We start from the raw sequence: 14,162 nt of genomic DNA, 5'->3' as shown, positions 1-14,162 counted from the left end.
GCGCCAGCGTGGCACGCAGCGCAAGTCGCGCGAGCGCAGCGGCACCTTCCGTGTTTCGCTCGTGGGCTACACCAACGCCGGCAAGTCGACGTTGTTCAATGCATTGGTCAAGGCACGCACCTATGCGGCCGACCAGTTGTTTGCAACGCTCGACACCACCACCCGCCAGTTCTACCTGGAGGATGTGGGGCGCTCCGTGTCCCTGTCCGACACCGTGGGTTTCATCCGCGACCTGCCGCACAAGCTGGTCGAGGCCTTCGAGGCCACGTTGCAGGAGGCGGCCGATGCCGACCTGCTGCTTCATGTGGTCGATGCATCAAGCCCGGTCCTCGACGAGCAGATCGCTGAGGTGGAGCGCGTTCTGCGCGACATCGGTGCCGACGGTGTCCCGCAGATTCTGGTCTACAACAAGCTCGATAATCTCGCCGAGTCGCAGCGTCCTCGGGTGGCAAGCGATGTGTTGGAGCTCGATGCCGGCGTGCGGGTGCCTCGTGTTTTCGTGAGTGCGCTCGACGGCACCGGCCTGCTCGAATTGCGGCGCCTGCTGTCGGCGGCGGTCACGGGCAGCTTGTCTCCCGACTTGAACCCCGAAGACGCGACCTCACCTCACGCTTCGCTGGAAGACACGAACGATGAATTTCTTGAACCAGCGCACAGAAGACAACTCTGACCCCTCCATGACCATGAGCGCTTCTTCTTCCCATTCTGCTGGCCCGGCAGCGCGAGCCTCTGATGTGGCCCGCGCCGCGGGCGCCTTGATCGGCGGCCTGGGTTCGGTGGTTCGCCGCCGCCTGTTCGGGCGTCCCGAACCCATGCTCAACAACGGTGGTCGAGGCGAAGGCCCCCCCGATCTTGATGAACTGTGGCGAGATTTCAACCGCAAGCTCAGCGGCCTGTTCGGCGGCAAGGGCGGCGGCCAGCGGCCCAACGGTTCGGGCGGCAATGGCGGTTCGAACTTCCAGCCCGACATGAAAAACGCCGGCGTGGGCATCAGCCTCGTCGCTGGCCTGGTGGTGTTGATCTGGGCCGCCAGTGGCTTCTTCATCGTCCAGGAAGGCCAGCAGGCTGTCGTTACCTCGTTCGGCAAGTTCAACCGCACGGTGGATGCCGGCTTCAACTGGCGCTTCCCGTACCCCTTCCAGGCCAGCGAAGTGGTCAACGTGACCCAGCTTCGTTCGGTCGAGGTGGGGCGCAACGCCGTGGTGCAGGCCACTGGCCTGCGCGAGTCGTCGATGCTCACCAAGGACGAGAACATCGTCGACATCCGTTTCACCGTGCAGTTCAGGCTCAAGGACGCGCGGGCCTATCTGTTCGAGAACCGCAACCCCGACGATGCGGTCGTCCAGGCCGCCGAATCGGCCGTACGCGAGATCGTGGGCAAGAGCGAGATGGACTCGGTGCTCTACGAGCAGCGGGATGCCATTTCCGCTCAGCTGATGAAGTCGGTCCAGACACAGCTCGACCGCCTCAACACCGGCATCTTGATCGTCAACGTCAATGTCGGCAGCGTCCAGGCTCCCGAGCAGGTGCAGGCTGCGTTCGATGATGCCTTCCGTGCTGGCGCAGACCGGGAGAAGGCCAAGAACGAAGGCCAGGCCTACGCGAACGACGTGATTCCCAAGGCCAAGGGCAGCGCAGCGCGCCTGCACGAAGAGGCCGAGGCCTACAAGGCGCGTGTGATTGCCCGTGCACAGGGTGATGCGCAGCGCTTCAACAGCGTGCTCGCCGAGTACCAGAAGGCGCCTGCCGTCACGCGGGACCGCATCTACATCGACACCATGCAGCAGGTCTATTCGGGCGTCAGCAAAGTGCTTGTCGACAGCCGCAGCAACTCCAACTTGCTGTACCTGCCGCTCGACAAGCTGATCCAGCAGTCGGGCGCGGCGGCCGTGCCCGCACCCTCTGCACCTGCGGCACCTGCTACCGACAGCAGCTCTGCCGGCACCAACAGTTCCGACATTCGATTGCGTGACGGCCAGCGCAGCCGTGACCGCGACGCGCGCTGAGCAGGGAGAGAAGAACCATGAATCGAATCGGACCCATTGCGATCGCCGCCATCGTGGCGCTGATGCTGTTGTATTCCACGCTCTTCATCGTCGACCAGCGGCAGTTCGCCGTGATCTATGCGCTCGGTGAGATCAAGGAAGTCATCTCTGAGCCTGGATTGAAGTTCAAGCAACCGCAGCCCTTGCAGAACGTGGTGTTCCTGGATCGGCGCGTGCAGACCCTCGACAGCCCGGAAACCCGTCCCATCTTCACCGCCGAGAAGAAGAGCCTGGTGATCGACTGGCTCGTGAAGTGGCGGGTGACCGACCCCCGGCAGTTCATCCGCAACAACGGCACCGACATGCGCAATGTCGAGGCGCGCCTGAGCCCCATCGTGCAGGGGGCCTTCAATGAAGAAGTCACCAAGCGCACGGTGCAAGCCATGCTGTCGACCGATCGCGACAATGTGATGCAGGGCGTGCGCGGCCGACTGGCCGACGAAGCCAAGGCCTTCGGCATCGAGATCATCGATGTGCGCATCAAGCGCGTCGACTTCTCAGCCAACATATCGAGCTCGGTCTACGGACGCATGGAGGCCGAGCGCAAGCGGGTGGCCAATCAGCTGCGCTCCACCGGTGCAGCCGAGGCCGAAAAGATCCGCGCCGATGCCGAGCGCCAGCGCGACGTGATCCTCGCCGATGCCTACCGGGATGCCCAGGCCATCAAGGGGGAGGGCGATGCCAAGGCCTCGGCCCTGTACGCCGAAGCCTTCGGCCGCGACCCCAAGTTCGCCAAGTTCTACCGCAGCCTGGAGGCGTATCGGGCGACCTTCCAGAACAAGTCCGACGTGATCGTGCTCGATCCGTCCAGCGAGTTCTTCCGGGCGATGCGAGGGGAATCCGGGTCGGCAAAAGCCACAGAGCGCTAGTCGATGTGGGATTCACTGCTGATCGCACTGGCCTTGATGCTGGTGATCGAGGGCGTGCTCCCGTTTCTGAGCCCTGCAATGTGGCGCGGCGTATTTCAGCGCGCCATGCAGCTCAGTGATGGGCAGATCCGCTTCCTCGGTTTGAGCAGCATGGTCGCGGGGCTGGTTGCCCTGTTGCTGTTCTGGCCGTAGGACGGCGAAAGCTGCGGGTGGGCCGGCGCCGGCCGGTACAATCTCGTTTTTAATCCCCCGGTCATTTCACATGTCGTCTGCTTGGCTGCTGCCCGAGCACATTGCCGATGTCCTGCCGGCCCAGGCCAGGCGCATCGAGGAACTCCGTCGCGACCTGCTCGACGGGGCTCGGGGTTATGGCTTCGAACTCGTGATGCCGCCGCTGCTGGAGCATCTGGACTCCCTGCTGTCCGGCACGGGCCGCGAACTCGATCTGAAGACCTTCAAGCTGGTGGACCAGCTCAGCGGCCGCACGCTGGGCGTTCGCGCCGACACCACCTCTCAGGTGGCGCGCATTGATGCCCACTTGCTCAACCGCCATGGCGTGACGCGTCTGTGCTACTGCGGCCCAGTGCTGCACACCCGACCCGACAAACTGCATGGCACGCGTGAACCGCTTCAGTTTGGTGCTGAAATCTACGGTCACTCGGGCCTGGAAGCCGATCTCGAAGTGCAGGAACTGGCGCTCGATGCCTTGCAGCGCGCCGGGGTTTCCGAACTCACGATCGACCTGGGCGATGCCCGCATCGTGCGCGGCGTGCTGGCCGGTCTGTCGCTCGATTCAGCGACGATGGGGCAGGTCTATGCAGCCCTGGCGGCCAAGGACTCCGCGGCACTCCAGGCTATCGCTGCGCCGTTCCCTGCGACGGTTCGGCAAGGCCTGCTCGCTCTGTTGCGCCTGTACGGCGATGAAGAGGTGCTGGTCGCCGCGCGCCGCGAACTGCCCGCGCATCCGCTCATTTCGGCTGCGCTCGACGACCTGCTGTGGTTGAACCAACACCTTCGCCACGCCCATCCCGAGGTGCGCGTCGGCTTCGATCTGGCTGACCTGAGCGGCTATGCGTACTACAGCGGAGCTCGCTTTGCGGTGTACGCCGCGGGCTCCAGCGACGCAATCGTTCGCGGCGGCCGGTATGACGAAGTCGGTGCCGTATTCGGCCGCAACCGCCCGGCTGTTGGCTTCAGCATGGACCTGAAGCTACTTGTTCTGCTGACGCCGGTTCGTACCATGCGCCCGGCAATTCGTGCGCCCTGGGGCGAAGACGCTGGCCTGCGAGCCGCGGTGCGTCAGCTGCGTGAGCAGGGCGAATCGGTGGTGTGCATCCTGCCTGGGCACGAGCACGAGGGCGAAGAGTTCGCCTGCGACCGCGAACTGGCTGCAGTGAACGGCCAATGGCTGGTTCGCGCGCTTTGACGCCGCGTTTCCATTTCTCAAGCAACGGACATTCAAGCAATGCAACAGATGCGCAGCGGCCACAACGTGGTCGTCGTTGGCACCCAGTGGGGTGACGAAGGCAAGGGCAAGGTCGTCGACTGGTTGACCGACCATGCCCAGGCCGTGGTGCGTTTCCAGGGCGGCCACAACGCTGGCCATACGCTGGTCATCAAGGGCGTGAAGACCGCCTTGCAGCTCATCCCGTCGGGCATCATGCGCGAGGGCGTGGCCTGCTACATCGGCAATGGTGTGGTGGTCGACCCCAGCCACCTGCTGAGCGAGATCGAGCGGCTGGAAGCCATCGGGCTCAATGTTCGTTCACGCCTGTTCATCAGCGAATCCTGCCCCTTGATCCTGCCGTTCCACGTGGAGGTCGACAAGGCGCGCGAAGCGCTGCGCGAGACCAGCGGCGCCGGCAAGATCGGCACCACAGGCAAGGGCATTGGCCCGGCCTATGAAGACAAGGTGGCGCGCCGTGCGATGCGCGTGCAGGATCTCAAGCACCCGGAGCGTTTTGCAAAGAAGCTGCGGGAGTTGCTGGAGCTGCATAACTTCGCGCTGTCGGGGTATCTCAAGTCGAAACCACTCGAGTTCCAGCCGATCTTCGACCATGCGATGAAGGTTGCCGAGCAGCTCAAGCCCATGCTGGCGGACGTCGGCTACACGCTCTTCAACGCACACAAGCAGGGTGCCAACATCCTGTTCGAAGGCGCGCAGGGCACGCTGCTGGACATCGACCACGGCACCTACCCGTACGTGACTTCGAGCAACTGCGTGGCTGGCAATGCCGCGGCGGGTGCGGGCGTCGGGCCGGACATGCTGCACTACATCCTGGGCATCACCAAGGCCTACACCACGCGGGTGGGGAGCGGACCGTTCCCGACCGAACTCGACATGGACACCCCCGGGACAGTGGGTCACCATCTCTCGACAGTGGGCCAGGAGCGCGGCACCGTCACTGGCCGTCCGCGCCGCTGCGGCTGGCTCGATGCAGCGCTGCTCAAGCGCTCGATCATCATCAACGGCATCTCGGGCCTGTGCATCACCAAGCTCGACGTGCTCGATGGCCTGCCGGAGATCAAGGTCTGCGTCGGCTATGAACTGAACGGCAGGCGCATCGACATCCTGCCGCTGGATGCCGACGACATCGCCGCCTGCAAGCCCATCTATGACACCTTCCCGGGCTGGACCGAAAAGACCTTCGGCATTACGCAGTGGGACCAGCTGCCGCTCAACGCGCGCCGCTACCTGGAGCGTGTGCAGGAGTTCATCGGTGCACCCATCGACATGGTGTCGACCGGCCCGGACCGTGAGCACACGATCCTGCTGCGTCACCCCTATCAAGGCTGAGTCCAAGGAGTTCTCGCATGTTGACCGATGACGGCAAGCACCTTTACGTCTCCTGGGACGAGTACCACCTGCTGATCGAGCGCCTGGCGCTCAAGGTAGATGCTTCTGGCTGGCAGTTCGACCAGATCCTCTGCCTGGCGCGTGGTGGCATGCGCCCCGGCGATGTGCTTTCGCGCGTGTTCGACAAGCCGCTGGGGATCATGTCGACGAGCTCTTACCGTGCTGAGGCCGGCACGATCCAGGGCCGGCTCGACATGGCCAAGTACATCACCTTGCCCAAGGGTGAACTCGCGGGGCGGGTGTTGCTGGTCGATGACCTGGCCGACTCCGGCGTGACCTTGCGTGCCGTGGTCGACCGCTTGCGCGGCATGCCGTCGATCACCGAGCTGCGCTCTGCGGTGATCTGGACCAAGGGGGTATCGAGCTATACGCCGGATTACTACGTCGAGCTGTTGCCGACCAGCCCCTGGATCCATCAACCGTTCGAAGAGTACGACGAACTTCGGCCCGAAGGCCTCGCAAAGAAGTTTGCGATCTGACGGGAAACGTACGAATAATGCGGGCCGTGTTCAACCGACTCGCATTCTTCATCGGCGCTTGCAGTGCAAGCGCACCTTTCAAGCAACCAAACAAAAAGGCCTGCATTTGCATGCAGGCCTCGTTGGTTTCACTTATTTCTTTTTATCTTGGTGCCCAGGAGAGGACTCGAACCTCCACGGAGTTACCCGCTAGTACCTGAAACTAGTGCGTCTACCAATTCCGCCACCTGGGCATTTCAGGAAGTCTTGGATTCTATCATCAAACAAAACAACTTTTCAAATGCTTCTTCCATCGGTGCTGAACTGATGAGTGAAGTCGAGGGCACGGTGCAGGGTCACCGTGATGGTCATGGCTTTGTCGTGCGTGACGACCGGCAGCCCGATCTCTATCTGTCTCCACAGGAGATGCGTGCCGTTTTGCATCGCGACCGCGTAAAGGCGCGCGTGATTCGCTATGACCGCAAGGGCCGGCCCGAGGGTCGCGTGCTCGAGATTCTCGAACGCAAGAAGACGCCCATCATTGGGCGCCTCTTGCACGAGAGCGGCATCTGGCTCGTTGCTCCCGAAGACAAGCGCTACGGGCAGGACATCATGGTGCCGAAGAACGCGATCGCGAATGCGACCGTTGGGCAGGTGGTGGCGATCGAACTCACCGAGCCGCCTTCGCTGTACTCGCAGCCGATGGGCCGCGTGACTGAGGTGCTGGGCGAGATCGACGACCCCGGCATGGAGATCGAGATCGCGGTGCGCAAGTACGAGGTGCCGCACCGCTTCTCGCCAGAGACACTGGCGCAGGCGGCGGGCCTGCCCGACAAGATCCGCCCCGCCGACCGGCGCGACCGCATCGACCTCACCGACGTGCCGTTGGTCACGATCGATGGCGAAGATGCGCGCGACTTCGACGATGCGGTGTATTGCGAGCCGGCCAAGGTGGGCCGTGGAAAGAGCGCCTTCGAAGGCTGGCGTCTCGTGGTGGCCATTGCCGACGTGAGCCACTACGTGAAGCCGGGCGAACCCATCGACGACGACGCCTACGAGCGGGCGACCTCGGTGTACTTCCCGCGGCGCGTGATTCCGATGCTGCCGGAGAAGCTCTCCAATGGCTTGTGTTCGTTGAACCCGAACGAAGACCGCCTGGCGATGGTGTGCGACATGCTCATCACGCAGAAGGGCGAGATCCATGCCTACCAGTTCTTCCCGGCGGTGATCTGCTCGCATGCGCGCTTCACCTACAACGAGGTGGCGGCCATCCTGTCGAACACGCGCGGACCCGAGGCGGCGCGGCGCAAGGATCTGGTGCCGCATCTGTTGAACCTGCACGAGGTTTACCGTGCGCTGCTGAAGGAGCGCGCCAAGCGAGGTGCCGTCGACTTCGAGACCACCGAGACGCAGATCATCTGCGACGACAACGGCCGCATCGAGAAGATCGTGCCGCGCACGCGCACCGAGGCGCACAAGCTGATCGAGGAGGCGATGTTGGCCGCCAATGTGTGCTCGGCCGATTTCATCGCGCAAGCCAAGCATTCGTCGCTGTACCGCGTGCACGAGGGGCCGACGCCGGAGAAGAAGACGCTGCTGCAGAACTACCTGAAGCAGCTGGGGCTGGGCCTGAGCATCGGCGATGACCCGAAGCCTGGCGAGTTCCAGGCCATCGCCGCGGCGACGAAAGACCGCCCTGACGCGCAGCAGATCCACACCATGCTGCTGCGCTCGATGCAGCAGGCCATCTACACCGGCACCAACAGTGGCCACTTCGGTCTGGCCTACGAGGCCTACACGCACTTCACCAGCCCGATCCGGCGCTACCCCGACCTGCTGGTGCACCGTGTTATCAAGGCGCTGTTGCATGGCAAGCGCTACAACCTGCTGACAGGTGCGCTCGAATCGGGCAAGTCGCGCAAGGGCGCCGGCGCAGAAGAAGAGCAATGGGAGGCCACTGGCGCCCATTGCAGCGCCAACGAACGGCGAGCCGACGAAGCCTCGCGCGACGTCGAAGCCTGGCTCAAGTGTCGCTACATGCGCGAGCATCTGGGCGAAGAGTTCGGTGGCACCGTCAGCGCGGTCACGAGCTTCGGCCTATTCGTCACGCTCGACAGCCTGTATGTCGAAGGCCTGATCCACATCACCGAACTGGGCGGCGAGTACTTCCGCTTCGACGAGGCTCGTCAAGAGCTGCGGGGCGAGCGCTCCGGCGTGCGTTATGCGGTGGGCGCCCGTGTGCGCGTGCAGGTGAGTCGTGTCGACCTCGATGGGCGAAAGATCGACTTCCGCATGGTGCACGAGGGCGAAGAGAACACTCTCCTGGCACGCGGCAAGCGCGACAAGTCGGGAGGCGAGAAGAGTGCCGTGGCAGAACTGTCCGCCGTGAAGGAGGCCGACCGTGCCGTCAAGGCGGCGACCAAGGCTCGCAAGAGCTCATCGACTGGTAAGAAGAGTGCCGCACACCCGGTGCGGGCGGCCAAGTCGGCGGCTCGTCAAGGAACCGGCAAGACGACGCGTCGGCGCTGATCGGCATCAGGGCGATGCCGCGTGCATCGCCTCGATCAAGTCGGCCGCACGCAGCGGCGCCTGAGGGTGCAGGTCGGCCGCATGACCGTGGAGCCAGGTGGCCTGTCGTGCGGGTTGCAAGGCTGCCGTTCCGGCGGTCGACCACAACCCGCCGAGCCAGCCGGCCAGCACATCGCCCGTGCCGGCCGTGGCCAATGCGGCGTTGCCCGTGGCGTTGATCCAGGGTGTGCTGCCGGGCGCCGCGATCACCGAACCCGAACCCTTGAGCACGACAACGCTGCCGAAGCGGTCGGCAAGCTGCAGTGCAGCCGCCAGGCGATTGGCTTGGACTTCGTGTGTCGAGGTGTTGAGCAAGCGCGCGGCTTCCAGTGGATGTGGCGTCAATACGGTGTCGCGGCCACGCGCGCATCGTGCCGAAAGCAGTTGTTGCAGCGAGCCATCGGCAGCGATGACATTGAGGGCATCGGCGTCCAACACCAGGCGCCGGGCCAGGCTGAGCAGGCGGGGCAGGGTGCCGCGCACGGCATCGCCGCCGCCGCATCCGCAGATCACTGTGGCGGCGCTCATCGCCTCGGCTGTTCCTTGCCACCATGCCGGGCGGGACATCAGCTCGGGGCGCTGCATGTCGCAGCCGGCGGGTGAGCCATCCAACAGGTTCACGTAGACACGGCCGGCGCCTGCGGCGTGGGCCGCGCGGGCTGCCAGCCACGCGGCCCCTGTCATGCCTGCTGCACCGCCGACCACTGCGACATCACCGAAGCTGCCTTTGTGCTGTGCATGACGACGAGTCGTGGGCCGTGTCGCGGTGGCCGACAAATACGCTGTGGCTGCAAGAGAGGGCCGGGCACCCAGGTCACTCAGCCACACCTCGCCCGCATGGTCGCGCCCCGAGCCGGTAAACAGGCCGGGCTTGAGGGTGAGCAGGGCGAGCGTGTGCGTGGCTGCGACGCATGACCCACCGTAAGGCTGGCCGGTGTCCGCATTCAGGCCGGAGGGCAGGTCGACCGCGAGAACGGGGCAAGCCAGCGCATTGATCTCGTCGATCCGGCGGGCGATGTCGCCAGTGGGCGGTCGGCTGCTGCCGAGGCCGAGCAGGGCGTCGATGACGAGGTCGGGGTCGTCACCCGAGCTACGCTGGGTGGCGATCGGAACGCCAGCTGCCTGTGCGCCTGCCAGCGCGTCGCGGGCATCGGCGGGCAGCTTCGCGGGGTCGGCGGTCAAGGTGACCTCCACACGCAGCCCCGCAGCCTGCAGATGCACGGCTGCTTCCAGGCCGTCGCCGCCGTTGTTGCCGGGGCCGCAGGCGATCCAGACAGTTTGCGCATGCGGTGCCAGGGCGCGCGCCAGCGCGGCCACAGCCACGCCCGCGCGGCGCATCAGCGTGTGCGCATCGACGCCGGCCGATGCCTGCTGCTCGATGAGCCTTGAACTGGCGGCGTCGTGCAAAGGCCAGTCGCGGCCGGAGGAAGCAATGCGCTGCATGCTGTTCAGCGGTGCAAGCGCTCCACGCCCAGGCCTTCGGTGTCGATGGCGGCTGTGCGGGACCCGATGGCATCAGCCACGACACGTGCCGAGCCACAGGCCAGGGCCCAGCCGCTGGAGCCGTGACCGAGGTTGAGCCACACGCCGGCCATGCCACTCGCGCCCAAGACCGGTGGGCCATCGGGCAACATGGGGCGAGCGCCCTTCCAGACCTGGGCCTGGCTCATGTGGGCGGCACCTGGGAACCAGTCGTTCAGCACTTTGTAGAGGGTCTCCAATGCGCCCCGGTTGTGCTGCTGCGGCTGGCCGCCGAGTTCGGCACTGCCCGCCACGCGCAGGCGCGAACCGAGCCGGCTGATCGCCACCTTGTAGCGCTCGTCCATCACCGCGGAGTGCGGGCCGAGGTCGGGGTGGGCATCGAGCCTGCGGAGCGGGGCAGTGACGGAGTAGCCATACACCGGCGCCAGCGGCAGCTTGACGCCGTGCGGCTTGAGCAATTCGGTCGCACCAAGGGCGGCGCATACCACCACGGCGTCGAAGCCCTCCGTCTCGGGTTCGAAGGGCAAGACATCGGTTACCGGGCCATCGGTGCGTGCAGCATCGGCGCTGACCCATGTGGACTCTTCCATCGGGGAGTACACCTTGGTCACCTGCGGCATCTTGCCCGGGTGCAGCGCCTGCACGGTGGTGTGGAAGCGGAAGGTCGCGCCCAGGCGCTCGGCCTCTTCGCGCAGCAGCAGGGCGAACTGGCGGCAGTTGCCGACCTCGTCTTGCGGGAGGTGGATGCCGGCGTCGAGTTCGGCGTCTGCATTGAGGCCCGGTTCGACCTGGCGGCATTGTTCGGGGTCGAGCAGGTGGTGGCGCACGCCCATCTCCGTCAGCAACGCCAGGCTCGCCTGGGCACGGGCGGTGTCCTGCGCGGAGCGCAACAGCACGAGATGACCCTCTGCGCGCTCGTAGTCGAGTTGCAGGGCATGCGTGAGCAAATGCAGCCGTTCCCTGCTGTAGACCGCCAGGCGTTGCAGCCGGGCCCGGTTGCTCTTGTAGCTGTGGGCACCGCAGGCGCGCCACCAGCGCCACATCCAGCGCAAGGTGCCCGAGCCCAGGCGCGGGTTGAGGCGCACCGGGGCGTGTCGCGCGAACAGGTGGCGCAGCACGTGCCACGGCATGCCCGGCGCAGCCCAAGGCGTAACGTAGCCGGGGGCGATGATCCCGGCGTTGGCGAAGCTGGTCTCCGCGGCCACGCTGCCGCGGCGCTCGAAGACGGTGACTTCATGGCCGTCGGCAGCGAGTTCATAGGCCGAGGTCACGCCGACGATGCCGGCGCCGATCACAGCGACGCGCATCAGTGCTCCTTCTCGGCGAGCGCGCGCTCGATGGTGAGGGAGACGTCGAGCACGCTGTCGTCTTGCAAGGCGTGGCTCCACACCATCAGGCCGACGGGCAGTTGGCCGGGGGAATGGCAGGGCAGGGAGAGGGCGCAGCCGTCCAGCATGTTGATGATCGAGGGGTTTCGCAGCAGAAGTGCGTTGGTGGCGAAGAAAGCTTCGTCGCTCGCCAGGCTGGCGATGGTGGGCGCGACGATGGGCACGGTGGGGCTCAGCAGGGCGTCGAACTGCTGCAAGCGGGCCGTCATGCGGCCGATCCAGCGGGTGCGGGCGCGTTGCAGGTCGATGTAGTCGGCGGCGCTCATGGTCTCGCCACGGCGGATGCGCGTGGCGACGCGGGGGTCGTAGTCGGCCTGACGCTGGGTCAGAAGTGCACGGTGCCAGGCCCAACTCTCGGCTGCAGAGAAGCCGCCGGTGGCGTTGATCTCGGCCAGCTCGTCGAGTTCGGGCAGGGTGAGCTCTTCAATGTGCGCTCCAGCGCTGCGCAGGGTCGCCAGGGCGCGATCCAGGGCCGAGGCCGCCGTGTCGTCCATGCCGTCGAGCAGGCGCGTCGGCAGACCGAGGCGCAATGTCTGGAGCGGGCGCCGTGCCAGTGCCACGCGCCGGGCTGCCAGCACCTCGTGCAACAGCACGGCGTCGCGCACCGATCGGGTGATGGCGCAGGCGGTGTCGAGGGTGGTCGACAGGGGAATCGCACCCTCGGTGGGCGTCAGCCGGGCCGTGTTCTTGAAGCCGACCAGGCCCTGCAGGGCGGCCGGGATGCGGATTGATCCACCGGTGTCGGACCCCAGCGCGGCCCAGGCGGCACCGCTCGCCACGGACACCGCGCCGCCCGAGGTGGAGCCGCCAGGGATGCGGGGATGAGCGTCGAGCGCGGCGGTGGCGGCATTTGCCGGCGTGCCGTGGTGTGGGTTGATGCCCACCCCCGAGAACGCGAACTCCGTCATGTTGGTGTGCCCGGTCAGGGCTGCGCCAGCTTGGCGCAGGCGGGTCACGGCCGGGCAATCCATGATGGCCGCGGGTGCGCCGGCCAGCACCCGCGAGGCGGCGGTGGTCGGCTGGCCTTGCACGTTGAAAAGATCCTTCACGCTGACGGCCAGGCCGGCCAAGGGGGGCAGTGGGGAGCCCGCTGCCAAGGCCGCATCGGCGGCCGTGGCGGCTGCGCGGGCCTGGGAGTCGAAGCGGCGGATGTAGGTGTGCGCGTTGTCTGTGGAATCTGCACGGCCGAGGTTCGAAGCCAGTGCGTCCGCCGCGCGGAGCCTGCCTTGCAGGATGGCGTCACGAGCGGCAGTCAGGTCTTTCGTCATGGAAGTGCAAGAAGGCCTGCTATACTCCGCGGGTTTACCTGAATGCTGCTCATGTCGAGCAAGCAGGGGTCAACAAAATCGCGAATCTGGCTGTTGAAAGGTGTTGCGAGCTCTCTCAACGAGGCGCCGCAATTCAGGCTGGATTCTAGAACCAACCTTTGGAGTTCTCATGTCAGTCACCATGCGTGAAATGCTGGAAGCCGGCGTCCATTTCGGCCACCAAACCCGCTTCTGGAACCCGAAGATGGCTCCGTACATCTACGGCCATCGCAACAAGATCCACATCATCAACCTCGAGAAGACGCAGCCGCTCTTCAACGACGCGATGAAGTTCATCCGCCAGCTTGCCTCCAAGCGCGGCACCATCCTGATGATTGGCACCAAGCGCCAGGCCCGCGAAGTCATCGCGCAGGAAGCCAAGCGCGCTGGCATGCCTTTCGTCGACCAGCGCTGGCTGGGCGGCATGCTCACCAACTTCAAGACCGTCAAGGGTTCGCTGAAGAAGCTGAAGGACATGCAGGCTCAGGTCGAATCGGGCGCCGAGATCCGCATCAAGAAGGAAGCGCTGCTGTTCCAGCGCGATCTGTCCAAGCTCGAGAAGGACATCGGCGGCATTCAAGACATGAACGCGCTGCCTGACGCCCTGTTCGTGATCGACGTCGGATACCACAAGATTGCCGTGGCCGAGGCCAAGAAGCTGGGCATTCCCGTGATCGGCGTGGTGGACTCCAACCACTCGCCCGAAGGCATCGACTACGTGATCCCCGGCAACGACGACTCGTCCAAGGCTGTGGCCCTGTACGCCCGCGCCGTGGCTGACGCCGTCCTCGAAGGCAAGGCGAACGCCACCAGCGACGTGGTCCAGGCCGTGTCGGCCGAGGGTGACGAATTCGTGGAAGTCAGCGAGAACGCCTGAGCGCGCTGCCCCTGCTTCACCGAGACGGTGAGCATCAAAAGGGGCTGCTTCAGCCCCTTTTTTTCAACATGATTCCGGTGGCCGGCCTGTGCCGGCCGCCATGCCGATAGGAGATTCAAGATGGCTGCAATTACCGCAAGCATGGTCGCCGAACTGCGTGCCAAGACCGATGCGCCGATGATGGAGTGCAAGAAGGCCCTGACCGAAGCCGAGGGTGACTTCGACAAGGCCGAGGAGTTGCTGCGCGTCAAGCTGGGCAGCAAGGCAGGCAAAGCCGCAACGCGCATCACCGCCGAAGGCGTGGTGGCTGC

12 protein-coding genes, 1 tRNA gene and 1 pseudogene are annotated in these 14,162 nt (G+C 65.3%); 10 read left to right on the top strand and 4 right to left on the bottom strand.

All coding sequences use genetic code 11. The features are described 5' to 3' along the window. From hflX to VFL64_RS02700, 7 genes are all read left to right on the top strand, one after another. The coding region (hflX, locus tag VFL64_RS02730) for a GTPase HflX (RefSeq protein WP_489538845.1) at positions 1-670 on the top strand (670 nt) is incomplete at its 5' end. Positions 671-812: 142 nt separating this feature from the next. Then, positions 813-2,006 (top strand): FtsH protease activity modulator HflK, encoded by a 1,194-nt coding sequence (hflK, locus tag VFL64_RS02725; protein ID WP_489538848.1) that lies wholly within the window; start codon positions 813-815, stop codon positions 2,004-2,006. 17 nt (positions 2,007-2,023) lie between these two features. Then, the gene (gene hflC, locus VFL64_RS02720; RefSeq protein ID WP_489538844.1) at positions 2,024-2,914 is read left to right on the top strand and encodes a protease modulator HflC; all 891 of its coding nucleotides are present in this window, start codon (positions 2,024-2,026) and stop codon (positions 2,912-2,914) included. A gap of 3 nt (positions 2,915-2,917) precedes the next feature. Continuing rightward, positions 2,918-3,106, top strand: coding sequence for a DUF2065 domain-containing protein (locus tag VFL64_RS02715; protein WP_489538843.1), 189 nt, complete (start codon positions 2,918-2,920; stop codon positions 3,104-3,106). A gap of 70 nt (positions 3,107-3,176) precedes the next feature. Further along, positions 3,177-4,340 (top strand): ATP phosphoribosyltransferase regulatory subunit, encoded by a 1,164-nt coding sequence (locus VFL64_RS02710; RefSeq protein WP_489538842.1) that lies wholly within the window; start codon positions 3,177-3,179, stop codon positions 4,338-4,340. Positions 4,341-4,388: 48 nt separating this feature from the next. After that, positions 4,389-5,711, top strand: coding sequence for an adenylosuccinate synthase (locus VFL64_RS02705; RefSeq protein WP_489538847.1), 1,323 nt, complete (start codon positions 4,389-4,391; stop codon positions 5,709-5,711). A gap of 17 nt (positions 5,712-5,728) precedes the next feature. After that, positions 5,729-6,250, top strand: a complete 522-nt coding sequence (locus VFL64_RS02700; RefSeq protein WP_489538841.1) for a phosphoribosyltransferase — start codon at positions 5,729-5,731, stop codon at positions 6,248-6,250. A 148-nt stretch (positions 6,251-6,398) separates the two neighbouring features. Here VFL64_RS02700 and VFL64_RS02695 read toward each other — a convergent pair. After that, positions 6,399-6,483, bottom strand: a tRNA-Leu gene (locus VFL64_RS02695). 25 nt (positions 6,484-6,508) lie between these two features. Here VFL64_RS02695 and rnr point away from each other — a divergent pair. Then, positions 6,509-8,758, top strand: a complete 2,250-nt coding sequence (gene rnr, locus VFL64_RS02690) for a ribonuclease R (protein ID WP_489538846.1) — start codon at positions 6,509-6,511, stop codon at positions 8,756-8,758. Positions 8,759-8,764: 6 nt separating this feature from the next. On the opposite strand, the gene VFL64_RS02685 is transcribed toward rnr, so the two are convergent. The 3 genes from VFL64_RS02685 to VFL64_RS02675 are packed head-to-tail and all read right to left on the bottom strand — an operon-like array spanning position 8,765 to position 12,935. Continuing rightward, on the bottom strand, positions 8,765-10,240 hold the full coding sequence (locus tag VFL64_RS02685) for an NAD(P)H-hydrate dehydratase (RefSeq protein ID WP_489538840.1): 1,476 nt from the start codon (positions 10,238-10,240) through the stop codon (positions 8,765-8,767). A gap of 5 nt (positions 10,241-10,245) precedes the next feature. Beyond that, positions 10,246-11,586, bottom strand: a complete 1,341-nt coding sequence (locus tag VFL64_RS02680) for an FAD-dependent oxidoreductase (protein ID WP_489538839.1) — start codon at positions 11,584-11,586, stop codon at positions 10,246-10,248. Continuing rightward, positions 11,586-12,935: an amidase gene (locus VFL64_RS02675; RefSeq protein ID WP_489538838.1), complete on the bottom strand. Its 1,350-nt coding sequence runs from the start codon at positions 12,933-12,935 to the stop codon at positions 11,586-11,588. Before VFL64_RS02675 ends, VFL64_RS02680 begins: the two co-directional genes overlap by 1 nt. Positions 12,936-13,104: 169 nt before the next feature. Between VFL64_RS02675 and rpsB the strand changes: the two genes are divergently transcribed. Beyond that, a complete protein-coding gene (gene rpsB / locus VFL64_RS02670) occupies positions 13,105-13,851 on the top strand; it encodes a 30S ribosomal protein S2 (RefSeq protein WP_489538837.1) in 747 nt (248 codons plus the stop codon). Between the two features lie 120 nt (positions 13,852-13,971). Then, positions 13,972-14,162: pseudogene (locus VFL64_RS02665) on the top strand (translation elongation factor Ts); the annotation flags it as partial.

Source organism: Rhizobacter sp. (assembly GCF_035702065.1).
Taxonomy (GTDB): domain Bacteria; phylum Pseudomonadota; class Gammaproteobacteria; order Burkholderiales; family Burkholderiaceae_C; genus Rhizobacter.
Note: the sequence above shows the minus strand (reverse complement) of the source record. Positions and strands in the feature narration are given on the sequence as shown.

Bases quoted from the DNA above. Each gene is read 5' to 3' on its own strand.
- hflK (WP_489538848.1), top strand. From the start codon at position 813: ATGCTCAACAACGGTGGTCGAGGCGAAGGCCCCCCCGATCTTGATGAA.
- VFL64_RS02685 (WP_489538840.1), bottom strand. From the start codon at position 10,240: ATGCAGCGCATTGCTTCCTCCGGCCGCGACTGGCCTTTGCACGACGCC.
- VFL64_RS02705 (WP_489538847.1), top strand. From the start codon at position 4,389: ATGCGCAGCGGCCACAACGTGGTCGTCGTTGGCACCCAGTGGGGTGAC.
- VFL64_RS02675 (WP_489538838.1), bottom strand. From the start codon at position 12,935: ATGACGAAAGACCTGACTGCCGCTCGTGACGCCATCCTGCAAGGCAGG.
- VFL64_RS02710 (WP_489538842.1), top strand. From the start codon at position 3,177: ATGTCGTCTGCTTGGCTGCTGCCCGAGCACATTGCCGATGTCCTGCCG.
- hflC (WP_489538844.1), top strand. From the start codon at position 2,024: ATGAATCGAATCGGACCCATTGCGATCGCCGCCATCGTGGCGCTGATG.
- VFL64_RS02680 (WP_489538839.1), bottom strand. From the start codon at position 11,586: ATGCGCGTCGCTGTGATCGGCGCCGGCATCGTCGGCGTGACCTCGGCC.
- rpsB (WP_489538837.1), top strand. From the start codon at position 13,105: ATGTCAGTCACCATGCGTGAAATGCTGGAAGCCGGCGTCCATTTCGGC.
- VFL64_RS02700 (WP_489538841.1), top strand. From the start codon at position 5,729: ATGTTGACCGATGACGGCAAGCACCTTTACGTCTCCTGGGACGAGTAC.
- VFL64_RS02715 (WP_489538843.1), top strand. From the start codon at position 2,918: ATGTGGGATTCACTGCTGATCGCACTGGCCTTGATGCTGGTGATCGAG.